The sequence below is a fragment of the Geobacillus vulcani PSS1 genome (genome assembly GCF_000733845.1).
Taxonomy (GTDB): domain Bacteria; phylum Bacillota; class Bacilli; order Bacillales; family Anoxybacillaceae; genus Geobacillus; species Geobacillus vulcani.
In genome coordinates this window covers 2,694,399-2,717,135 of the sequence record NZ_JPOI01000001.1, presented here as the reverse complement: position 1 = coordinate 2,717,135, position 22,737 = coordinate 2,694,399, and the positions used below count along the sequence as shown (strand labels likewise).

General features: G+C 51.2%; 19 protein-coding genes. 6 read left to right on the top strand and 13 right to left on the bottom strand.

Going from position 1 to position 22,737, the window contains the following annotated elements; genetic code table 11:
- The first annotated feature begins 95 nt into the window (after positions 1-95).
- The 4 genes from N685_RS0114535 (at position 96) to N685_RS0114515 (ending at position 5,203) form a co-directional block, all read left to right on the top strand.
- Positions 96-1,856 carry an ABC transporter ATP-binding protein gene (locus N685_RS0114535; RefSeq protein WP_031409515.1) on the top strand — a complete coding sequence of 587 codons (1,761 nt, stop codon included), beginning with the start codon at positions 96-98 and terminating at the stop codon, positions 1,854-1,856.
- Entirely contained in the window at positions 1,853-3,871 is a 2,019-nt protein-coding gene (locus N685_RS0114530) for an ABC transporter ATP-binding protein (RefSeq protein WP_031409513.1), read from the top strand. The genes N685_RS0114535 and N685_RS0114530 overlap by 4 nt, the downstream gene beginning before the upstream one ends.
- Positions 3,872-4,155: 284 nt before the next feature.
- Complete coding sequence (locus tag N685_RS0114520) at positions 4,156-4,614, top strand: DinB family protein (RefSeq protein WP_031409511.1); 459 nt, start codon at positions 4,156-4,158, stop codon at positions 4,612-4,614.
- 121 nt (positions 4,615-4,735) lie between these two features.
- On the top strand, positions 4,736-5,203 hold the full coding sequence (locus tag N685_RS0114515; RefSeq protein ID WP_031409509.1) for a GNAT family N-acetyltransferase: 468 nt from the start codon (positions 4,736-4,738) through the stop codon (positions 5,201-5,203).
- A gap of 474 nt (positions 5,204-5,677) precedes the next feature.
- On the opposite strand, the gene N685_RS0114510 is transcribed toward N685_RS0114515, so the two are convergent.
- The 7 genes from N685_RS0114510 to hmpA all read right to left on the bottom strand — a co-directional run bounded on the left by N685_RS0114510 (position 5,678) and on the right by hmpA (position 13,151).
- A complete protein-coding gene (locus N685_RS0114510; protein WP_031409508.1) occupies positions 5,678-5,872 on the bottom strand; it encodes a hypothetical protein in 195 nt (64 codons plus the stop codon).
- 213 nt (positions 5,873-6,085) lie between these two features.
- The gene (locus N685_RS0114505) at positions 6,086-7,327 is read right to left on the bottom strand and encodes a DHH family phosphoesterase (protein WP_031409506.1); all 1,242 of its coding nucleotides are present in this window, start codon (positions 7,325-7,327) and stop codon (positions 6,086-6,088) included.
- Between the two features lie 18 nt (positions 7,328-7,345).
- On the bottom strand, positions 7,346-9,253 hold the full coding sequence (locus tag N685_RS0114500; RefSeq protein ID WP_031409504.1) for a vWA domain-containing protein: 1,908 nt from the start codon (positions 9,251-9,253) through the stop codon (positions 7,346-7,348).
- A gap of 10 nt (positions 9,254-9,263) precedes the next feature.
- On the bottom strand, positions 9,264-10,139 hold the full coding sequence (locus tag N685_RS0114495) for an ATP-binding protein (protein ID WP_031409502.1): 876 nt from the start codon (positions 10,137-10,139) through the stop codon (positions 9,264-9,266).
- A 124-nt stretch (positions 10,140-10,263) separates the two neighbouring features.
- Positions 10,264-10,638 carry a helix-turn-helix transcriptional regulator gene (locus N685_RS0114490; protein ID WP_011231227.1) on the bottom strand — a complete coding sequence of 125 codons (375 nt, stop codon included), beginning with the start codon at positions 10,636-10,638 and terminating at the stop codon, positions 10,264-10,266.
- A 109-nt stretch (positions 10,639-10,747) separates the two neighbouring features.
- Entirely contained in the window at positions 10,748-11,650 is a 903-nt protein-coding gene (gene purU / locus N685_RS0114485) for a formyltetrahydrofolate deformylase (protein WP_031409500.1), read from the bottom strand.
- Between the two features lie 265 nt (positions 11,651-11,915).
- Positions 11,916-13,151, bottom strand: a complete 1,236-nt coding sequence (gene hmpA / locus N685_RS0114480; protein ID WP_031409498.1) for an NO-inducible flavohemoprotein — start codon at positions 13,149-13,151, stop codon at positions 11,916-11,918.
- Positions 13,152-13,324: 173 nt separating this feature from the next.
- Here hmpA and nsrR point away from each other — a divergent pair, with 173 nt between their 5' ends.
- Together nsrR and speE are read left to right on the top strand one after the other, a co-directional pair.
- Positions 13,325-13,789, top strand: coding sequence for a nitric oxide-sensing transcriptional repressor NsrR (gene nsrR, locus N685_RS0114475; RefSeq protein ID WP_031409496.1), 465 nt, complete (start codon positions 13,325-13,327; stop codon positions 13,787-13,789).
- 280 nt (positions 13,790-14,069) lie between these two features.
- Positions 14,070-14,945, top strand: coding sequence for a polyamine aminopropyltransferase (speE, locus tag N685_RS0114470; RefSeq protein WP_031409494.1), 876 nt, complete (start codon positions 14,070-14,072; stop codon positions 14,943-14,945).
- Between the two features lie 79 nt (positions 14,946-15,024).
- Here the strand turns inward: speE and N685_RS0114465 are convergent, their stop codons facing one another.
- The 6 genes from N685_RS0114465 to treC all read right to left on the bottom strand — a co-directional run bounded on the left by N685_RS0114465 (position 15,025) and on the right by treC (position 22,704).
- Positions 15,025-16,203, bottom strand: a complete 1,179-nt coding sequence (locus N685_RS0114465; RefSeq protein ID WP_031409492.1) for an acyl-CoA dehydrogenase family protein — start codon at positions 16,201-16,203, stop codon at positions 15,025-15,027.
- A 128-nt stretch (positions 16,204-16,331) separates the two neighbouring features.
- The gene (locus N685_RS0114460) at positions 16,332-17,831 is read right to left on the bottom strand and encodes an aminotransferase class V-fold PLP-dependent enzyme (protein ID WP_031409490.1); all 1,500 of its coding nucleotides are present in this window, start codon (positions 17,829-17,831) and stop codon (positions 16,332-16,334) included.
- 119 nt (positions 17,832-17,950) lie between these two features.
- A complete protein-coding gene (locus N685_RS0114455; RefSeq protein ID WP_031409488.1) occupies positions 17,951-18,400 on the bottom strand; it encodes an acyl-CoA thioesterase in 450 nt (149 codons plus the stop codon).
- Between the two features lie 269 nt (positions 18,401-18,669).
- Positions 18,670-20,082 (bottom strand): Na+/H+ antiporter NhaC family protein, encoded by a 1,413-nt coding sequence (locus N685_RS0114450; protein ID WP_031409486.1) that lies wholly within the window; start codon positions 20,080-20,082, stop codon positions 18,670-18,672.
- Positions 20,083-20,276: 194 nt separating this feature from the next.
- Positions 20,277-20,990 carry a trehalose operon repressor gene (gene treR / locus N685_RS0114445; protein ID WP_031409483.1) on the bottom strand — a complete coding sequence of 238 codons (714 nt, stop codon included), beginning with the start codon at positions 20,988-20,990 and terminating at the stop codon, positions 20,277-20,279.
- A 22-nt stretch (positions 20,991-21,012) separates the two neighbouring features.
- On the bottom strand, positions 21,013-22,704 hold the full coding sequence (gene treC / locus N685_RS0114440; protein WP_031409481.1) for an alpha,alpha-phosphotrehalase: 1,692 nt from the start codon (positions 22,702-22,704) through the stop codon (positions 21,013-21,015).
- Positions 22,705-22,737: the final 33 nt, after the last annotated feature.

Here is a 22,737-nt window from a genome sequence, read left to right as displayed (position 1 = left end):
AAATGAAAATGAGATGGACACCGTTCACATTGCCAGCCGGAGAGATGGAGAGCGGTTAGATGATCATTGAACGATAAAGGAGTTGAGTCCACCATATGTTTTCGGTATTATGGAAGCTTCGTTCGTTTTTCAAGCAACATTGGAAGCGATATGTCATCGCCATTGTCTTTTTAATGTTGGGGGGCCTGTTCGAAACGATTCCGCCCAAGTTGCTAGGAATCGCGATTGACGATATACATTCGGACGGCTTCACCAAGGAGAAGCTGATCGCATATGCCGGAGGGCTTATGGGGCTGACGGTATTCATTTACGGCGTGAACTATATATGGATGTATCAGCTGTTCGGGGGCGCGTTTTTATTAGAGCGAAGCATGCGTTCCCGCTTGATGAAACATTTACTCAAAATGACGCCGACGTTTTATGAAAACAATCGCACCGGCGATTTAATGGCGCGGGCGACGAACGACTTAAAAGCGATCGCTAATACGGCCGGATTCGGTATTTTAACGCTTGTGGATTCAAGCGCGTTCATGCTCGTCATTTTATTCACGATGGGCCTGTCGATCAGTTGGAAGCTGACGTTTGCGGCGGTGCTGCCGCTGCCTGTGATGGCGGCAGCGATGAATCTGTACGGAAAACAAATTCACGAACGCTTTACAAAAGCGCAAGATGCATTTGGCGACATGAACGATTATGTGCTCGAATCGATTTCGGGCGTGCGCGTCATTCGCGCTTATGTGCAGGAAAAAGCGGATGAAGCGAGATTTCAAGCGCTGACGGAAGACGTGTATCAAAAAAATATGAAAGTCGCGCAAATCGATTCGCTCTTTGATCCAACGATTAAACTGCTAGTGGGCCTGAGCTATTTAATCGGATTAGGGTACGGGGCATACTTAGTGTTCCATCAAGAAATAACGCTCGGCGAACTCGTTTCGTTCAACGTTTATTTAGGCATGATGATTTGGCCGATGTTTGCCATCGGCGAGCTCATGAACGTGATGCAGCGCGGCAACGCTTCTCTCGATCGCGTGAATGAAACGCTCGCCTACGTTCCGGATGTGCAGAATCATCCCGAGCCGCAATCGGTTGAGATCCCCGAATCGATTGTGTTTGATCAAGTCGGGTTTCGCTATCCGTCATCAAGCGTCCCTAATTTAGCGAACATCTCGTTCACGCTTCGGCGCGGGCAAACGCTCGGCATCGTAGGGCGAACAGGGAGCGGGAAAACGACGCTTGTGAAGCAATTGCTGCGGGAGTATCCGCTAGGAACAGGGCGCATTACCGTCTCAGGCGTTCCGCTCGAGCGAATTCCAATGGAACAGGTGCGAGGATGGATTGGCTACGTGCCGCAAGACCATGTGCTATTTTCGAAAACGGTGAAAGAAAATATTGTATTCGGACGCAAAGAGGCGGCCGACGAAGAATTCCAGAAAGCGATTGATTTAGCCGCATTCCGCAACGATATCGAAATGCTTCCTGAAGGGCTCGATACGTTAGTCGGGGAAAGAGGGGTTGCGCTATCAGGAGGGCAAAAGCAGCGGCTTTCGATCGCCCGCGCGCTGCTTATGAATCCGGAAATTTTAATTTTAGACGATGCCTTGTCCGCTGTCGATGCGAAAACGGAAGCGGCGATTATTGAAAACATTCGCCGCGAGCGCCGCGGAAAAACGACGATCATCACGACGCATCGTTTATCGGCGATCGAGCATGCCGATTGGATTCTCGTGCTAGATGACGGAAAAGTGATCGAACAAGGCACGCATGAACAACTCCTCGCCCAAAACGGGTGGTATTACGAGCAATGGATCCGCCAACAAGCCGCAGCGACGACAGAAGAAAGCGGGGTGGGTTTATGAACGTCGGAAAACGGTTATTCGCTTACGCCCTTCACTATAAAAACATGATGGTGTTCGCCTTGTGTATGCTGGCGGTTTCGGTGGCTGCCGAACTGACGGGGCCGTTGATCGCCAAACGAGTGATTGACCAGCATATTTTAGGGATCGAGTCTCCGTGGCACGAAGCTTCGAAAGGAAATAACGCCGTGTTTTATCAAGGGAAATGGTATAAGCGGGAGCGCGATTTTGCACAAGGAGAAGAAAAAGGGAAAGAAGTGCGCATTTTGCAAGTCGGGCGGCATTACTATTTTGTCGACCGCGCTGTCGCCTTGGACGGCAACCGCTCCGTCCAAGACGGCGTCCTCACGATTCGCCGCGGGGACGAGTCGGTCTCATATCCAGCCAAAAAGTTGTCCGTTCGAGAGCTCATGCGTTTTTACGGGCCGGACATTGACCGTATCGTTTCCTTATTAGGTCTGTACATGGCCCTGCTCGTCGCGGCGACCGCGTTTCAATACGGACAGCGCTACTACTTGCAGATGGCGGCGAATCGCATTATTCAAAAAATGCGCAAAGACGTCTTCGCGCACATCCAACGTCTGCCGATTCGCTATTTTGATCGTTTGCCGGCCGGGAAAATCGTCGCGCGGGTGACGAACGATACGGAAGCGATTCGCGAGCTCTACGTTACGGTATTGGCGACGTTTTTTACAAGTTGCATCTATATCACCGGCATTTTTATCGCGCTGTTTCTTTTGGATGTTCGTTTGGCGGCCGTCTGCCTCATCCTCTTGCCGATTTTAGCCGTATGGATGAAGGTGTACCGGAAATACGCGTCGAAATACAATCAGATCATTCGGTCGCGCTTAAGCGACATTCATGCGATGATTAACGAGTCGATTCAAGGAATGACCATCATCCAAGCATTTCGCAGACAAAAGGAAACGGAGCGCGAGTTTGACGAGCTGAACCAAGACTATTTCACCTACCAAAATAAGCTTTTGAGCCTAAATGCGCTCACATCGCATAACTTAGTCGGCGTGCTCCGCAACGTGGCATTTGTGGCGCTTATTTGGCATTTCGGGGGCGGTTCTTTAAGCGGCCAGGCCATTTCTATGGGCGTGCTGTACGCGTTTGTAGATTATCTCAACCGCTTGTTCCAGCCGGTGACCGGGATGGTGAACCAGTTGGCGAACTTAGAACAGTCGCTTGTTGCCGCCCAGCGCGTCTTTGCGCTTCTCGATGAGCCCGGCGATGAGGTGTACGAAGGAGACATGCCGCGCTACAAAGGAAACGTCGTGTTTGAGAACGTGTATTTCGGGTATAAGGACGGCGAATATGTGTTAAAAAACATCTCTTTCACGGCCAAGCAAGGAGAGACGGTGGCGCTCGTCGGGCATACCGGCTCCGGGAAAAGTTCGATCATGAATCTATTGTTCCGTTTTTATGACATTCAAAAAGGGCGCATCCTCATCGATGGAGTCGATATTCAAACGATGCCTAAACAAATGCTGCGCAAGCATATGGGGATCGTTTTGCAAGATCCGTTTTTGTTCACCGGCACGATCGCGTCCAATGTGAGTTTGCAAGATCCGTGCATTACCCGCGGCACGATCGAAAAAGCGCTTCGCGACATCGGGGCAGAGCAATGGCTCAAAAGCTTGCCGAACGGTTTTGATGAACCGGTCATTGAAAAAGGAAGCACGTTATCGTCCGGGCAGCGCCAGCTCATTTCGTTCGCCCGCGCCTTGGCATTCGATCCGGCCATTTTAGTGCTCGATGAAGCAACCGCCAACATCGATACGGAAACGGAAGCGGTCATTCAGCAAGCGCTCGATGTGTTAAAACAAGGCCGCACCACGTTTATCATCGCTCACCGTTTATCGACGATTCGAAATGCCGATCAAATTCTCGTGCTAGACCGCGGCACGATCGTCGAACGAGGCACTCATGACGAACTGATGAACAAGAAAGGCAAATATTATCAAATGTATCAACTGCAACAAGGAGAGAAAAACGCGATCAAAGTGGGTTAATCGAGAGGAAGGAAGCCGTCTTGCGCTTCCTTCCTCAACAGAGCGTTGTATCATTTGGAATTGTCGTTCGTGTTGCAAAAAACGATTCACGACAATGCTGAGGACGATTCGTATGAAAAAGAGCATATGCCAAAACGAGTCGAAAAAGAAGAAGCAAAGTAACGAAACCACCAGCGTTGCAGCCAAATGAGCGCACAAACGAAATGGGGCGGGTCAATCAGTTGATCGTTCGGCTATTCATCCGTAGAAAGAACTAAAATGAAAAACGAGAACGAGGTGGCAAAATGGAAAAACGGCATGAAGTGTTGTTTCGGCAATTAGAAGATTATCGCAGGGAATTGCTTCGAGTAGTGGACGGGCTTACTGAAGAAGAGGCGGACATCGTGCCAAAAGGATTCAACAACAACATTCGTTGGAATCTCGGGCACGTCTATTTAGACCAATATCTTTGGATTCAGCATGTAACGAAAGAGCCGATCCCGATTCCCGAAGGCTTTCGCGATTGGTTTGGCTTCGGCACCAGCCCGGCCGCGTGGCACACAAAGCCCCCGTCGCTGTTTGTATTAAAAGAATTATTGGCGGAGCAGCCAACGAAAATTCGCGAATGGTACGGGGAGCGCCTCGAAGAAGAATTCGCGCCGACCGAATCCGGCATGCACACGATCGCCCAAGTGTTAGTGCGCACCATTTTCCATGAAGGGTTGCATCTTGCTACAATCCAGCGTATTCGCAAATTTCTTTAGTCGGCAAAGGGACACGTTAGCCCCTCCAAACGTCAATGTCAATGCTGAAGAATGTTTGAATAATTTGAATAAATGGATGTGATAAAATCAAATAAGAAACCTTTTTGAGGGGGAGAGAGTTTTGGGAGTCAATACCGAACGTTTATTCATTGTTCCATGTACGTTAGAGAATTACTGTCAATTTTCCCATCAATATGATATGGGACCTCATATTGAAATGTATTTGGAGCAGTTAAAGAGGGATTCTTCCGTTAAAGGTTGGGGTGTTTGGTTTGTCATACGTAGGGAGAATAATCAAGTTATCGGCGATATTGGCTTCAAAGGAAAGCCTAATGACCGAAAGACAGTGGAGATAGGGTATGGTATCATTCCAGCTGCACAAAATAAAGGACAAAATAAAGGTTTTGCAACAGAAGCAGTTCAAGCACTAATTGATTGGGCATTTTCTTCTGGACAAGTAGAGAAAGTGATTGCCGAATGTTTAGAAGACAACGTTGCATCGATCAGGGTTCTTGAAAAGGTAGGAATGAAAAGAACTTCTGCTAAGGATGGAATGTTATATTGGGAATTAGAGAAACCTTGTAAATAACGAAATCAAATTTTAAAGAGCATAAGGTGTACTAATAAAACATACGGACCAATATGTGCGGGATGGAGTCACCAAGGGCGTGAGTGAAACAATCGTCCCACGTTCCAAATGGAGAGTACAAATTCGTGGTTCCCCCGAGTTATGAGGCACTCAGGCCAACAAGTGCCGGATAATTGATTTTATGGGCACTTGAGGGAAGAGGTCATGAGATTTCGGAAAAACAATAAGTTAACATAATATAAATTATAGGAAGTTAAGCGAACGATTGTTTCAATTCCAAGTAATCTTATAATAGTGAGACAGCAACAAAAACATCCATCGTTCATATTCATAAACGAGAAATATCACACCTCGGCTAGAGAAACAATAAAAACGTGCAGCCTCTTGATCTTCGCTCAAGAAGCTGCACGTTACCCACTGCGCGTCGGCAGCTGCAGGGACCGCATGATCTCATTCCTTTCTCCTTTGTTTCGTTTAGGCAATATCCGTTTGACGATAGCGGACGCCTTTGTACCGAACGCGAACCGGCACACCTTTTTCTTGCTTATGCTTCACCAGAAGCTGTTGAGCTTTTGAGAAGGCTTCCATCATCCCTGATGCCGGAATGGCCTCTTCCCACACAATCGTTTTCCCTTGAACTGTGTAGAAAGAAAAGACATACTGTTTCACCGTCTTCACCTCCCTATATACTTATTATAATCAAAGACTGTTTTTCCTAAACACAAAAACTGTTACAATTATGTTAACACTTTCTCTTCAGTGTTTCCGCAACGAATAAAAGTGTCCCAATCCTAAAAGAGATCGGAATACCTTTCTCTTTTTGCGCATATGTGGCTGTTGGACCTTAGCACAGTTCAGTTTCTTAGGAAAAGAAAACCGGCATCATGATTCAATGCCGGTTTGTTGCTTGTATTGTTTGACGGCTGCCCGATAGTCGGCTTGAATGGCGTCTTGATCCTGCCCCAGCCGCTCGCTTAAAAAGGCAAGCACAGCCGCGTCATGGGCAAGGCCAGCGGCAAACTGCCGCTTCAGCCAGCGTTCGCCGATCTCTTCTGCAGGAAATGTATGCACCTCTCCTCCATCGGCGTATAACATCCATCCTTGGTCCGTTTGGCGGCTCAACCACCATTGGCCATGGTGATTGGTCCAAAACACCCCTTCGGCCTCGTCTTTTTTGTTCCATTGGTTTTGCTCTGCATCGCCGTATATCGGCAGAAGCGGGAACGTCTCGACGACAAACAGCGGGAACGTCGTGTCATCGATTAAACAGCCCGATGCCTTCGGGTGGCCGCCGCCGCCGAATTGCTGGGCAAACTCGGCGACGTTGACGTCATCATGAATCGTGCGAAAGCCGATATGCTTTGTCCCCATATTGACCATCGCGATTAAATCGAGATGAGGAAATCGCTTCGATAACACATTGCCGAGTTCCGACATATGGCGCTCGGCAAAGACGACGCCGATGCAATAGTCACCAAGCCAGCGCTGAACAAGTTGTTTTTGTTTTTGCCGAATGTAGCGCTGAATTTTCTTCTCTTCCATATCGAGAAGCAGCTCTTCCGTCTCTGTCAAGGCGAACGGTTCACCGGAAGCGAGCCGCTCGCTCATCGTTTCCCAAAAGCCGTCAAGCCCGAAAATCGTCAACAAATCATTCAGCCGTTTCGCTTGTAAATTCCCCTTCTCTTCCCATTCCCACGTGTCGTATTGGCGGACGAGCTCGACGAACACATCAAGCGTTTCGTTTGGTGCGAGTTTCCCCTCGCGGATGAGATAGTCGTAAAAGAGCGAGGTGGCGCACGTTTTTTTGCCATCATCCCCCACCGGCACCACCCGCCCCCACGGGTAGTCATTGAAATGAAGCGCCGTCACGTGGTGGTCGATCACTTGCACATGGCCGCCGCGCGCCGCCCGCTCGGCTAGTTGCTGTTCTACTTCCTTGCCAACGGCCAAGTCGGTGATGAACAACATGGCGCCATTGGCCTCATCACTTTGCAAAAACTGAGTGACCCGCTCATCCAAATTACGGTAGGAGCAAAACGAAATGTTCACTTCGACAAACGCCAGCTTCGCGAGCAATCCACAGCCGATGCCGTCTAAATCGCTGTCGGTGAATAGTTTGATCATCGCGTCCCATCCTTTTTCTCACAAACTTTTTTGCAACCACATTTTTAAAAGCGGAAGCAGCCGATCCGGCAGCTCGCCTGCATGCGGCACAAAGACGCGGAAGCGGCCATAGATGTTTTCAATTGTCCGCCGCGTCTGCTCATCGTCGGCCCCAGGGCCTAAAAAGAGATTGACGACCTCAATGCCTCGGCGGCGCGCTTCAACGACTGCTTCGTGTGTATCGATGATGCCGTTTTGTTCATAGCCATAGGCGGCTGGCTCGCCATCGGAAAAGACGAGCAGCACCTTTTGCGCTTCGGGGCGCTTGAGAAGCTGTTCTGTCATCCAGCGAATGGCCAACCCATCGCGATTGTCTTCATGCGGTTCAAGCTGCAGGATCGCTGCGCCGCTTGACCGTTCGAGCGAGCGATGGAATGCGACCGCCAGCTGCAAATAGTTCGGCTGCCGAGAGGCGGTCGCTTCGTTCGCATCTTCCCAAAATCCGACAATTTGGTGCGGCACGCGCAACGTTTTCAGCACTTCATGGCAAAGAACGAGCCCGGTTTTCGTCTCTTCCATTTTGTCATACATCGAAGCCGAGCAATCGACAAGCAAGCCGAAGACGGCATCAAACCGCCGCGCTGGCTCGCCTTTTTTGTAAAACAGACGCGGCCGCTCGTCGGTGAAAAACGGCACTAACTGTTTGCGGAGCCGTCCAGCGGGCAAATTGGTGCGCCAAGCGGAGCGCTCGCGCTCGAGCCATCGTTCCATGATGCGTACAAGCCGTTTTCGGTACGGCGCCACCACCGCCTGTTTGGCGTGATATTGTACAAGGTGTGCAGGACTTGGCGGTGAAGGGGGAAGAAGCACGAGCTTCGCTTGGCGATTCACTTCGCCATATGGCGCGCCGCTGCCAAATGGCGGCGTTTCGCTAAGAACCGTTTGCGCCTCCAAGCCGTACTCGTTTTTTTCTGTCGGACGGGATATTCCTTGGACGATGGCGAGCGCCTGGTCATGGTCGCCACCGGGCCGCGCTCCGTCGCCAAGCATGCTGGTGCGGCTGCCTCGTTCGAGCTCAAAACGGAGGAAGCTCCCGCCTGTTCGGCTCGTTTCCCGATGCCACGTCGGCAACACTTGCCGCTTGGCTTCGCCGTCTGCGTCCGAAAGCACGTCGCTGTTTTCCAATGGATCGGTCCTCTTGAGATCTTGTAGCGTCGTGGCGGCCTCCTCCCCCTCATCCTCCACGATCGGCAGCGACGTGTAGGTGTTGATCATGTCCTGCGGCAGCACGCCTTCCATCAAGTCGATCACCGCCCATGTCCAATCGGCTGCCTCCGCTGTTGAAGAAACATCGAAACATTGCGGCCATAGCGTTTCGAGGCGCATTTGCACCGTCTCATCGGCCATTGGAGCCAGCGGCGCGTCATCAAGCGGCGAATCGGCCGTAAGCCGCAAATACATGGCGGCCAAAAACTGATCCGCCCAAGCGCCGCGCGTCCGATTTGCCTGCCATTGCTGAAGGAAATAGTGGCGGTAAAGACGGCGGCGCATGCGGAACCATCGCTTCACCCCTGGCCGCTCTTGTTCACAGATGGTTTCCAAGCGAAGATCTTCCGCAAAGGTGAACAACTGCTTTGAAAGCTTTGAGAACGGGTGGGGGTCAGCCGTCCGGCGGAAGGAGCGGACCGCCAATCGGTCGGTGTGCCGATACGTGCCGACCAGGCGCAACACGACATCGCTTTTCATCGCCGCCTCTTTGTTTGGCGGCGGATATCCATCCCACAATTGGCTGACGTAAAGGATCCGCCGATTGGGATGCACGCCGGAATGGGCGGCGAATTCCACCTTCCAATGACGGCTGCGTGCGAGTGTTTGAGCAAGATCGGCAAGCTGCATGACCAAAAACGAATCGATCGTCCGGTCATTGAACATCATAAATCGTTCCATGCGCCGCCTCCTATTCGTCAAACCACGTTTCGGCGATGTTGCGCACCGCCGTCCGTTCCCGTTCATCGTCAAGCTTATCGATGATGCTTCGTTCAATGGCCCGCAATGGCGGCATGTATGCCGCCAAATCGCACGCATCCAACAAAGCGCGCACCGAAGCCGCTTCCTCGGCGATTTGTCCGTTTCGCACCTGGGCAAGCAGATCCGCCGACAACGCGACAAAGCGATCGATCAACGTTTCATCCGTTAATGTAGTTTGCGCCAACAATACCGATTTTAATGTTTCCCCTTGCACATACGGCACATTGATGACGACGAACCGGTTTTTCAGGGCCTCATTGAGCGGTACAGTGCCAATATAGCCTTCATTGATCGCGGCGATGACGCCAAACGTTGGTTTCGCCTGTACGATATCGCCAGTCAGCGGATTGGTGAGCCGCCGTCGGTAGTCAAGCACACTGTTTAAAATCGGCAGCGTTTCCGGTTTCGCCATATTAATTTCGTCAATGTATAGCAAATGTCCTTTTGTCATCGCTTGGATGACGGGTCCGGGCACGTACTCGATCACCGCCTGGCCGTTTTTATGCACGATTGTCTTAAACCCAAGCAACGCCTCGGCATCGAGGTCGATGGAGCAGTTGATGCTGTGCATCGGTTGCCCGAATAGGGCGGATAATGTTTCGGCAAGGCGCGTCTTTCCTGATCCGGTTGGTCCTTTTAAGAGGACGTTTTTTCCGAGCGCAAGCGCAACGGCGGCGTCATGCACGATCGCTTCGTCTTCCGCGGTATATCCGCCCGTCCCGATCAATGAGCGATCCGGATCGCGGCGGAACTGTTCTTTCCGTTTCTCCATTTCTTCCTTAACAGCCCACGGCCATGATTTCATCATTGTGTCGTACCTCTCTGCTGTGATTTTCCCCTCTCATTCTACTAAATCGCCTGTTGCTGCGCAAAGAGAAAACGATAAATATGTTATGTAAATCGATAAATAAAGAAAAAACGAGGCGCTCTCAACCGAAGTTGTCCTCAATTGCCTTGCGAATGAGCGCCGCGCACCGATCAAGCTCCGCCTTCAGCTGGCGTTTGTACAGCTTCGCCTTTTCCTGCCCGCCCTCAGCAAACCGATAGTAGACGACTTCTTGGTATTTCATTCCTTCCTTTTTTTGTTTGACTTGTTTTAAAATGCCGTCTTCGATCAAATCGTGCAGCGCCTTGTACACTTCGGAGTGGTTCGGACGGTAGCCAAACGGCTTGAACTCTTGGCGCAATACATCAAGCAGCTTCAGCCCGTAGAGCCGCTCTTGTTCGGTGAGCGTAATCAAATACAATTTTAAAAACGCACGTTGTTTTAACAGAAAACCGCTCGGCGTCCGTTTTTCTCCCATAGACTTTTTCCCTCCTTCCCTACAGATGAAAATTCGCTCTTTGGGCGGCGAAATCCTGTTTGTCTTCATTATACCATGCGGGAAAGGAAAAATCCCCTCCCGCTTGGTCTCAATAAAACACGATCGTTTTGTTTTCGTGGATGATGACTCGGTCTTCCAAATGCCACCGAAGCGCTCGAGCGAGCACCGTTTTTTCAATCAGTCGACCGATGCGCTTTAAGTCGTCGGGATGATGGCGGTGATCCACACGGGCGACATCTTGTTCAATAATCGGTCCTTCATCCAAATCATCAGTGACGTAATGCGATGTCGCCCCGATCAATTTGACGCCGCGCTCATACGCCCGCTCATACGGACGCGCGCCAATAAAGGCGGGTAAAAACGAGTGGTGGATGTTGATGATCCGTCCCGGGAATTCAGCGACAAACGCCGACGACAAAATTTGCATGTAGCGGGCGAGCACGATCGTGTCGATCTGATAGTCGCGAAGCAGACGGATTTGTTCAGCTTCGGCGTCCGCTTTCGTTTCTTTCGTCACCGGAATATGCACATACGGGATGCCAAACGACTCGACCGTCTCGCGCAAGTCGGGATGGTTGCTGATAACAAGGGGGATGTCGGCGATCAGCTCTCCCGCCTGCCATTGCCAAAGAAGCTCCAGCAGACAATGCTCGGCTTTGGAGACAAAAATCGCGATCCGCCGAATATCGTTGTGCAACCGAAGCTGCCAACGCATCTGAAATTCAGCAGCGATCGGGGCGAACGCCGCCTCGATCTCTTCTTTTCGCTTGGCGATGTTCGGACAGTCGAACTCCAAGCGGAAAAAAAACGTCCCTCCCTCAGGGTCAGTCGAGTATTGGCTCGATTCAACGATATTGGCCCCTTGTTCGTACAGAAACGACGTCACCGCCGCGACGATGCCCGGGCGATCGGGGCAGGAAATAAGGATTCGAGCGCGTTGCTCGTAACCTTGCAAAAATGATTGCCAGCGATGTTGGCGAAATGTCGTCATACATTGTCTCTCCCTTTTCTTGCTTTTCCTTGCCATTCATCATACAAAAAATTCGTAAACTTGCCAACAGGGAAGATAACAACAGGCATCTCCCTTGTGTATGGAAGATGCCTAGGAGGCTGGTGATTTACTCGCGCAACCGTTTCTCGGAATTGTTTCTCAAGTAGAAAAAATTTGTTGCATCAGCCTCTATGTTCACGCGTTCAATCGCCGATCGAGGCAAACAGCGGTTTTTCACCGACCTTCTAGAGGCGAAACCCTTCTCTCAGTCTTTCGTCAAATCGCCGGCCGGACCGAAAAATTCGTAATGGATGTGCTCTTCTGGCACCCCCCATTGTTGGAGGGCATGATAGACGGTTTTCATAAACGGCACCGGGCCGCAGAAGTAAAAGTCTGCGTTTTTCACCGGGATCACCGATTGCATCCATGCAAGGTCAATCCGCCCTTCTTTGCCAAAATGCGGATGGCGGCGGTCCTCGTCGGACGGCGATTCATAACAAATATGATAAGAAAATGAAGGGCGTTCTGCCAACATCCGAAGCTCCTCATCAAACGCGTGCACGCGGCCGTTGATGGCGGCATGGATGAAAGTGGCCGGACGGTTCGGCTGTTGGATGGCCAACGTGTGCGCCATGCTTAACAGCGGTGTGATGCCGACGCCGCCGCTGATGAACACAACCGGCGTCGTTTTGGACAAATCAAGCGTAAACTCACCAGCTGGAGCGCTTAATTCAAGCACATCGCCCTCTTGGACATGATCATGCAAATAGTTGGAAACGATGCCAGCTGGTTTATCCGCTGTGGCTGCTTCCCGTTTGACGCTGATGCGGTAATACCCTTTTCCTGGAGCATCCGATAAGCTGTATTGACGAATGTGCGTATACGTCTCGCCCGGAATCGACAGTTTGACGCTCACGTATTGACCCGGCAAATAATCGCTGATGGCCTTGCCGTCTTCCGGCTTCAAATAGAACGAGGTGATGACATCGCTTTCTTTCACCTTTTTCGCGATGATAAAGCGGCGGAAGTCACGCCAGCCGCCGAATTTGGCTGCGGCCTCGTCGTAAAGCTCTTTTTCCACTTGAATGAAAATGGCTGCAATGGCTTCGTATGCTTCCGCCCAAGCTGCAATCACTTCGTCGGTGGCGGCGTCGCCAAGCACGTCTTTGATCGCCAGCAACAAATGCTTTCCGACGATCGGGTATTGTTCTGGTTTGATTCCTAAGCTGCGGTGTTTATGGCCAATTTGCCGTACAACCGGCAAAATAGCATCAAGCTGATCGATATAGCGCGCCGCTGCATACACGGCTGCGGCCAAGGCGCGTTGCTGCCGCCCTTGCTTTTGGTTGGCGTGGTTAAACACATTCAGCAATTCAGGATGATTGGAAAACATGAGCTCATAAAACCGCTTCGTTATTTGTTCGCCATGTGTTTCCAGGATAGGCACCGTTGATTTCACAATTTCAATCGTTTTTGGATGCAATCTCGTTGTCGTTGTCATGATTTCATCCCCTTTTAAAACATGTATTTATAATACATCTTTTATTCAATCATGGGCGCTTGGAAAAAGCAATATTTGAAATACATCTTTAATAAATTGTTCACAATTCTCCGCTCGAATCAGGTGTGGTACAATAAAATCAAGAATGTCACTTAAAGGTTGTGTGAATAGCGATGCAGTTAACGAACTATACGGAATACGCCTTGCGCGTCCTCTTGTTTTTAGGCGCGCTTGATGAAGAAGAAAAAACGAACATCAAAGACATTGCCGCTTCCTTTTCCATTTCAGAGCATCATTTAAGCAAAATCGTCCATGAGCTTGGGAAGCTTGGCTATATTGAAACGATCCGTGGGCGCAACGGCGGAATCCGTCTCGCGAAACGGCCGGAGGAGATCGTCATCGGTGCGGTTGTTCGCGAAACAGAGGACAACTTGTCACTTGTTGAGTGTTTTGCCGCTCACGGCAATGAATGCATCTTGACACCGGTATGCCGGCTCCGCTTCGCGCTTCACGAGGCGTTAGAAGCGTTTTTGCGGGTGTTGGATGCGTATACGCTCGCCGATTTGCTTGAAGACCGCGCGTCGCTTCGTTCTTTGCTTTGGAGGCCGCGTAACCAATCAATGCTCTCCGACATTTGATTCGGTCGGGGGATTTATTTTGCTGTTTGGCAGGCACGCAATAACGAAGCATCGATCTGAAGAAAGGCGCAGGATGATGCGAAACCGATGGGCGGCCTTTGTGCAGGATGTGACGGCAAGAACGATCATCCGTTGAAACAACAAAACTGGTCGTCAAACATGGACGGCGGGGATGAATACGTCCGGCGCCGGCTGATCATCTCCTTTGTTTGCTACATGGCGCAGAATATATTAAGATTAGAAAGGTGTGAAAACATCTGCATGACTAAAGGAGGTCACAATGAAACACGAAGGAAACGCTTTGCCACCTTACTTGCATATGGACAATGGGGAGCTTTGGCTCACCGAAGATGATCGTGACAACTTAAAAATCAGCTACCGTATCAAAGAGGTGATTTTTGCCGAGCCGTCTGAGTACCAGCATGTGATGATTTTGGATTCGTACGATTTCGGCCGCATGCTCGTACTCGATGGCGTCGTGCAAACGACCTCGATTGACGGCCATATTTATAACGAAATGATTTCGCACGTACCGCTGCAGTTTCATCCGCAGGCGAAACGGGTGCTCATCATCGGCGGCGGCGACTGCGGCGCAGCCCGTGAGACGGCGAAATATGCTCATCTTGAAGCCATCGACATGGTGGAAATTGATGAAAAAGTTGTCCGGGCGTGCAAAGAGCATTTGCCAGCCGTCTCCGGCAACCTATCGGATCCGCGTGTGCGGTTTATTTATGATGACGGCGTCAAGTTTGTGCAAGGGAAGGAAAGCGTCTACGACGTCATTATGATCGACTCGTCCGACCCAGTCGGCCCGGCGGAAGCCTTGTTTTCCCCGGAGTTTTACGCCGACGTCCATCGCGCGTTGAAAGCGGATGGGTTGATGGTCTGCCAAAGCCAGTCGCCGATTTTCCATCTGGATATTTTGAAGCGGACGTACCGCAATATTCGCGAACTGTTCCCGCATGTGCTTGTGTACACTGCCGTGGTGCCGACGTATCCAGGAGGGTTGTGGAGCTTTACGATCGGCTCGAAACGACCGCTCCATTTTCCAGCGCAGACGACCATTCCAAATGACACGAAATATGTGAACGATGGGATCTTTCGCCAATGTTTCGCTTTGCCGGCATTTTTGCGTTCGGCGCTTGAGGTGGAATAACCGAACCGCTTGGCATCAAAAAAGCTGTCCCCCACAAAGCAGGGACAGCTTTTTTCGTGTTGCTGGAATCCGTTCTGTTTTATAGAGCAGGTGGGTTGTGAGACAATGCCCGTCTGGCAAGCCATTGAAGCGTCAAGTCGTCAGCAGGCGGGTTGTGCAGCCCAGCACGGACGTCACGGTAATGCCGCTGAAGCGGATTGTCAGCAAACAAGCTTTGTCCGCCGACAATGCGCATCGCCCAATCGACGACTTCAAGCGCGGTATTGGTCGCGACCAATTTGGCCGTTGCCAACTCCTCTTTCATCTTCACCCGTTTGTCTGGATAACGGTCCCAGAAATCAGCGATCGCGTACAGAAAGTGACGCGCATGGGTGAGGCGCCATTCCATTTCAGCGATTTTCCGCTGCACTTCTGGCGTCGAGGCGATGGGGTGAGGCAGAGTATTAGGTCGGTACGTCTGCGCAAAGCGAAGCGCCTCATTGCGCGCCGCAATGGCGATGCCCAAGTAACAAGCCGGCACATGCAGCAGCCATCCTTGCGCTGGAGCGGCTTCGTTCGTTTCTCCGAGCGTCTCGACGAGCGCTTCTTCGTCAACAGCAACGTCTTCAAGAACAAGATCATCGCTGCGCGTCGCCCGCATGCCAAGCGTGTTCCACGTCGGCTCGATGCGAATGCCTGGAGCAGACATCGGCACGAGAAATTCACCGACCCGACCATCTTCCATTGTGGCGGAAATTAAGACGTAATCGAGCGCAGGAGCCAGTGACGCAAAGGCTTTTCGCCCGCGAAGCACAAAGCGGCCATCGCGAAAGACGGCCGTTGTTTCTGGTTTGCCCCCGCGCGCGGGGCTGCCTGTCGCCCGTTCGGAATGAGCGCTGTTGATGAGCACGCGGCGGCAAACGACTTCATTCGCCAAACGGGCGAGAATGGGCTCCGGCCAGCGGCGAAGCAAAAACAGACGCATGAGAATGCTGGCGTGCCAACCAAACGACAACGCCGTTGCCCCAGAACCTTGGGCGATCGTCTCTTGTACGAGCACAAGCTCATAGAGGGTCGCCCCTTGGCCGCCGTATTCGATCGGAATAGTCAAGGAAAGAAAGCCGGCCTCTTTTAGATCGGCAAAATCGGCAAATGGAAACGTTGCCTGTTCGTCATCATGCGCCGCCCTTTCCGCAAACCGTTCCGCCAGGCGACGCGCTTGGTCGTACAATTGTTGTTCCCGATCGGTCCGTACAAGCAAATGGTACAATTCATTCATCGGCTCTCCCCTTCTTTTTGTCAATATGCCTCTATTGTACCGGGTTTTGCCTAGGACTGAAAACAAAAATACACCGAAACGTGGCTGTCTCCGCCCTCAACCAGCTGATGAAGCGAACAGACGGGAGATTAAAAGAGAAAGAAGTGCCGGATGTACCGATCATCGTTGCGGTGAACGAACTCGTTTTTCGCCGCATCGTATTCATATTCTTCTTGCCAGCGGCGGCCATAGCGGACAATTTGGCGGATGGCGTGGATGATGGCATACACTTCCTCGTTCGTCATCGTGGGGTGGAGCGATAGACGCACCCACCCCGGTTTGGCGAGAGGATTGCCGTTTTTGACTTCTTGAAGCAACGCAGCGGATTGTTCCTTGTCGATGCCAAGCAAATAGTGGCCGTACGGTCCGGCGCAGGAACAGCCTCCGCGCGCTTGAATGCCGAAGCGGTCATTCAGCAGTTTAACAACAAGGTTGTAATGCAATCCATCTATGACAAACGAGATGATGCCAAGACGGTCGTCCCGATGTCCTTCAAGCACGCGAACGCCGGGAGTGCTTTTTAACGACGGCAAAAGAAGGGAAACAAGTTCTTTTTCGCGGGCGCGCATCTGTTTTACGTTCATTTGCTCTTTCAGCTGGATGGCCAACGCTGCCTTGATGGTTTGCCAAAACGGCGGCGTTCCGCCATCTTCGCGTTCTTCAATGGCTTGGATGTATTCATAGTTCCCCCACGGGTCGGTCCAATACACCGTCCCGCCGCCGGGGTGATCCGGAGCGTGCTGATGATAAAGCCGGCTGTCAAAGATAAGCACGCCGGCGCTTCCCGGCCCCCCGAGGAACTTATGGGGCGAGAAATAAATGGCGTCAAGCTGCTCCATTGGGTCGTCTGGATGCATATCGATGTGGACATATGGGGCAGAAGCAGCAAAATCGACAAAGCAAAGACCGCCGTATTCATGCATCAGTCTTGCCATTTGATGATATGACGTCTCTAATCCCGTAACGTTCGAACAAGCGGTAAACGCCCCGATCTTTTGCGGCCGGTCTTTGTAGCGCTCCAACAACTCGCGCAAATGGTTGAGATCGACATCGCCATGGGCCGTCGGTCGAATCGTGATCACCTCTGCGATTGTTTCCACCCAAGGCAATAAATTGGAATGATGTTCCATATGAGTGACAAACACGATCGGTCGTTCATCATCAGCAAGTGACAGGCGGTGCTTCCACCGTTCCGGCACTCGCAGGCCAAGCAGACGCTGCAGCTTGTTGACGGCGCTTGTGGTCCCGGCGCCTTGCATGATCAAGACATCGTTTTTCCCGGCATGAACGTGCTGTTTAATCATTTCTTTTGCATAGCGATAGGCAAGCGTCGTTTTTGTCCCGGTTACATTGGATTCTGTATGCGTATTGCCGACAAATGGGCCAAGCTCGTGCGTTAGTTTCTCTTCAATCGGTCGGTACAGCCGTCCGCTGGCTGTCCAGTCGGCGTAAATAAGCCGTTGTTCGCCAAACGGGGTGGAAAACGGTTGAAGGCGGCCGATCGTTCCTTCGCGAAACGGCTGAAAGTACGTCTCGAGCTCTCCACGGCATGTATACACCGCATTGCCGATCGCAGCGTGAATGGTCATGTTTGTTCCCCCTTTCCGCCATTTCGTTTTATTTACAAAGTATGTCACCTCCGGCGGTTCGGTCCAAAAAAACGCGGGAAAGTTGAAAATGAAAAATCAGCCGTACAGGCGGATGATATTCACTCCCTTTTTTTGCACGATGACGGTGAAATCGTTTCCTCGACGGACGGCACAAGGTATTCAGCAAGCATGGTCCGCAAGTCATCAGGCAACGGTTCGCTCGTTTGGGTTTGGAAATTGAAATGGACAACGGCTGCTTCTCCGATGGCGATCAATCTTCCTGTTTCCTCTTCCATGATGCGGTGAATGCATTGAAAGCTTTTATTGCCGATCCGAGAGACATTGGTTTCTACGCGCAATCGTCGTCCGAAAAATCCTTGGTTGACAAAATCACACTTGGTGGACGCTAAAATAAAATGCCAGTCGTGCGTTCGTCCGCCGTAACGCAATTCATCAAACAGGCGGGTGCGCGCTTCTTCCAAATAAATAAAATAACTGATGTTACTTAAATGTCCGAGCGCATCAGTTTCACAAAAGCGTGGGTTGACGGTAATGATGTGCGTCTTCATTTCTCTCTCTTCCTTTCTTGCTTTTTTGCCTCTTTCGCCTACAAACATTCGTTTGGGAACATCGGACGTGACCAAGTTGGATTTGTAGCTACCAACTAGTCAGTATGTTGTTTTTATGATACTCTGATTTGTTTGTGTTTTCAATGGTTGGTTTTATTGATTATTTAGAACATTGTTTATTCTTCTAAAAAGTAGGGACAGTGAGCATCCCGACCTGTTCACGTATTGGGAATCCTGAAAAAGACTGGTCGGCGGCGCGTTCCGCTGGTTCATGGCATCCAAAGCGGCAAAAGAACGTATCCAACGAGCGACGCGCCGGCGCAAAGGAGAGAGATGCGCAGTTTATATTTCGCATAGCTCATCAAGTCCATATCCATAATGGCTGCGGTTGTAATCGTCGTATCACCAAGCGGAGAAGCAAAGGCGCCAAACGTTCCGCTCGCAAATACAGCGCCGACCGTCACCTCAATCGGCGCTCCGGTCGCATGCGCAAGCGTGACGCCAAGCGGCATGAAAATGCCCCACGTTCCCCATGAGGAACCGATAAAATACGACAGAAAGGATCCGGCCAAAAACACAGCTGCTGGCACGAGTGCACCTGGAAGCCATGTGCCGAACGTTGACGAGACGTAATCCGCAAATCCAAGCTCCCCTGCTACGGATGAAACCGCCCAGACAAGAACAAGCATGCCGATCGGCGCCATCATTTCGTTACCCCCGGCAAAAAAATGGTACGTCAGCTCTGAAAGTGATTGTCGGCGCCACAAATAAAATGTCATCGACAAAAGGATGGTCACAAACAACGCCAACAGCATCGCCCATGTCGCATCGGCTGCCGAAAACGCCTCAAGCCAACGGCTTGCTCCGCGCCGCCGACCGTCATAGACAAAAAAGGCAAACGTCAAGCCGAGCAAGAGCGCCAACGGAACGAATAAATGAAGCGGCTCTCCGCTGATCAGCGCCAGCTCCTTGCGCAACCCGAGCCCGTGCAGTTCATTCGTTTCCCCTTCTCCTTTTTTCGCCCGCGATTTGCCGATCCGGACGTTCAACATCGTCGTCAGCAACCCGACGGCCAGAGCGACAATGGCAAACAAGTTGTACGGCAGGCTGCGCACAAACACGTCATACGGCGATTCAGCAATGTCATTTTGCGCCAGCGCCGCGGCGACAACAGAAGTCATAAAGCCGACAAACGCCGTTGCCGCTGGCAAAAGCACGATGATGGGTTCGGTTGAGACATCGATCATATACGCCATACGGCGGCGGTCGATGCGAAATTGGCGAAGAACCGCTTTCATCACCGGTCCAAGGAGCATAATGCGAAACATCGGCATAAAAAACGTCACCGGCACTGTCAGCCAAACAAACAACAAAAGCCCCCGCTTCGAGCGGATGCGGCCGGAAAGCATTTCAACAAACCCTTTGATCCCGCCGGTAATTTGCATCATGCCGACAAGAGAGCCGAACAAATATAAAAACGCCGCCACTTTCATATGTTCCGAATCCGTAAGAGCGTGAAGTATGGCGGAAACGGCGCGCTCAATCGCGCCAACAGCCGACCACTCAAGGCAAAACGCCCCAATAAGCAATCCCGCCACAAGGCCGGGCAAAATTTCTTTCAACCATATTGCCAATGGAATGATGAGCAAAAAAGGCAACAGAGACCACCATGTTCCTTCCACGTCGGCGCCCCCTTCACGTACTGTTGTTACCAAGAAGGATAGCCATAATATAGTTTTTTTATGATTTTCATTGATCATTTAGAACATAGTTTTACTTATGCAAGTGGTTTGTTCACCGCAGAAAGAGGGGCAAACAAAAAAGCCGCGCTGCGGTTTGCAGCGTGGCCTCTCTCGAACCGGCTTCCCCAACGTTGTCATTTCCGACGGGCAAAATCAACGAAACGAAACTTATCCAACCGATGCCGCGATTCCGTATATTGAAACAGCGTGGCATCGCTTAAGTACACGTAGTTTTTTACGACCACGACGCGGTCATCGCCGTTTAAGTCCAAATAGCGGCGATCCTCGTCCGTCGCCCCATCAATGGACATTTCCTTTTTGGCAAAGCTGATGGGCAAATGCAGCTTCGTTTCCAAGTATTCATAGATCGAGTCTTCGCAAATCTCTTTCGTCAATAGCGGCACATGCTTTTTCAAAAAGAAATCCTTATCCAAAATAATCCGCTCTCCGCCAATTTCCCGAACGCGCACGACTTTCCACACTTCGTCTTTGCTTGAGGCGCGCAGCTGCTGCTTGAGCTCGTTATCCGGTTTGATGATCGCCAGTTCATGCACGGTCGTCCGCACCGGCTGCTTCATCGTCTGCGCCAGTTCTTTAAAGCTGACCAATCCGGATACGGGGAAGTCATATTTGCCGACGTCAAGGACGATGGATCCTTTCCCTTTCATTTTTTGGATATAGCCGTGCTCGGACAATAAATTGAGCGCTTTGCGAATCGTCTCGCGCGACGTCTCATATCGGGCGGCGAGCTCGTGTTCTGATGGCAGCTTGTCGTACGCCTTCCATTCTCCGCGGCGGATGCGGGAAATGAGGTCATGGTAAATGGTTAAATATTTGTTTTCATGCATAAGAATCACCGCTTGTATTGTATCACGGCCGGCGCAAAAGATAAACAACCGATTCGTATGGGCGCAGCCGCATGCGGCGGAAATCGGTCGGTGCGTCCGAATAATTGGCAAGCAACAGCTCTCCTGTATAGCCATCGGCTCCTGCTTCTCTCGGCAGCGTGAACGTCGTTTCAACTGGATAAAAATTGTTGACAACAAGCAGTTTTTCCCCATCGCCATGACGCATATAGGCGAAAAGATGCGGATCATCCGCAAGCAGCAGCTCATAGCGACCGGTTGTAATGATGTCATACTGTTTGCGCAGCTCAATCAGTCGCTTATAGTGGTAAAAAATCGAGTCATGGTCGGCGAGCGCCTGTTTCACGTTAATGCGCCGGTAGTTGTCGGCGACGCGAATCCACGGCGTCCCGGACGTGAAACCGGCATGCGGGCTGTCATCCCATTGCATCGGCGTGCGGGAATTGTCGCGCGATTTTCGCTGCAAAATGTCCATCACTTCTTGCTCGCTTTTGCCTTGCGCTCGCAAAATCCGGTACATGTTGAGCGACTCCACGTCGCGGTAGTCGCGAATATCCGTGAATTTCGGGTCGGTCATGCCGATTTCTTCGCCTTGGTAAATGTAGGGGGTCCCTTGCATCAAATGGATTGTCGTCGCCAACATTTTGGCTGATTCTTTCCAATACGTCCGGTCATCGCCATAGCGCGACACGATGCGGGGTTGATCGTGGTTGCACCAAAAGAGCGCATTCCACCCTCCCCCTTCATACATCCGGACTTGCCATTCGGACAAAATGCGTTTTAAAGCCAGAAAGTCAAACGGGGCGACCGCCCATTTTTCCCCGTTCGGGTAATCGACCTTCAAGTGATGGAAGTTAAACGTCATATTGAGCTCGTGGTTTTCCGGGTTCGTATACCGGATGCAATGATCGATCGTCGTCGACGACATTTCCCCCACTGTCATGATGTCGTATTTGGAAAACACCTCTCGATTCATTTCCTGCAAAAACTCATGAATGCGCGGTCCGTCCGTATAAAAGCGGCGCCCGTCCCCCGGCGGCACCGAACCGTCGTCATCCGGGAAGCGCTGATCTTTCGACAACAAGTTGATGACATCGAGTCGAAAGCCGTCCACTCCTTTTTTGAGCCAAAAATGCATCATGTCATAAATGCGGCGGCGCAGCTCTTCGTTTTCCCAGTTCAAGTCCGCTTGTGTCACATCGAACAAATGCAAGTAATATTGGCCGGTTTGTTCGTCGTATTCCCACGCCGAGCCGCCGAATTTCGACTGCCAGTTGTTTGGCGCTCCGCCGCCCGGTTTCGGGTCGCGCCAAATGTAAAACGAACGGTATGGGTTCGTTTTCGAAGAGCGCGCCTGCTGAAACCATTCATGGTCGGTCGAGGTATGGTTGACGACCATGTCCATCACCAGCTTCATGCCGCGCGCGTGCACTTCGTGAAGCAGACGGTCAAAATCGTCCATCGTTCCGTATGCGGGATGAATGCGGAAATAATCGCTGATGTCATAACCGTTGTCGCGCTGCGGCGACGCGTAGATCGGCGTCAGCCAAATGACATCGACGCCTAGTTCTTGTAAATAATCGAGCTTCTCGATCACGCCCGGCAAATCGCCGATGCCGTCTCCATTCGTGTCGCAGAAGCTTTTCGGATAAATTTGATAAACGACTGCTTTTTTCCACCAAGGGATTGTTGGCATCTCTCTTCACCTCGTTCATCAGGATAAAAACAT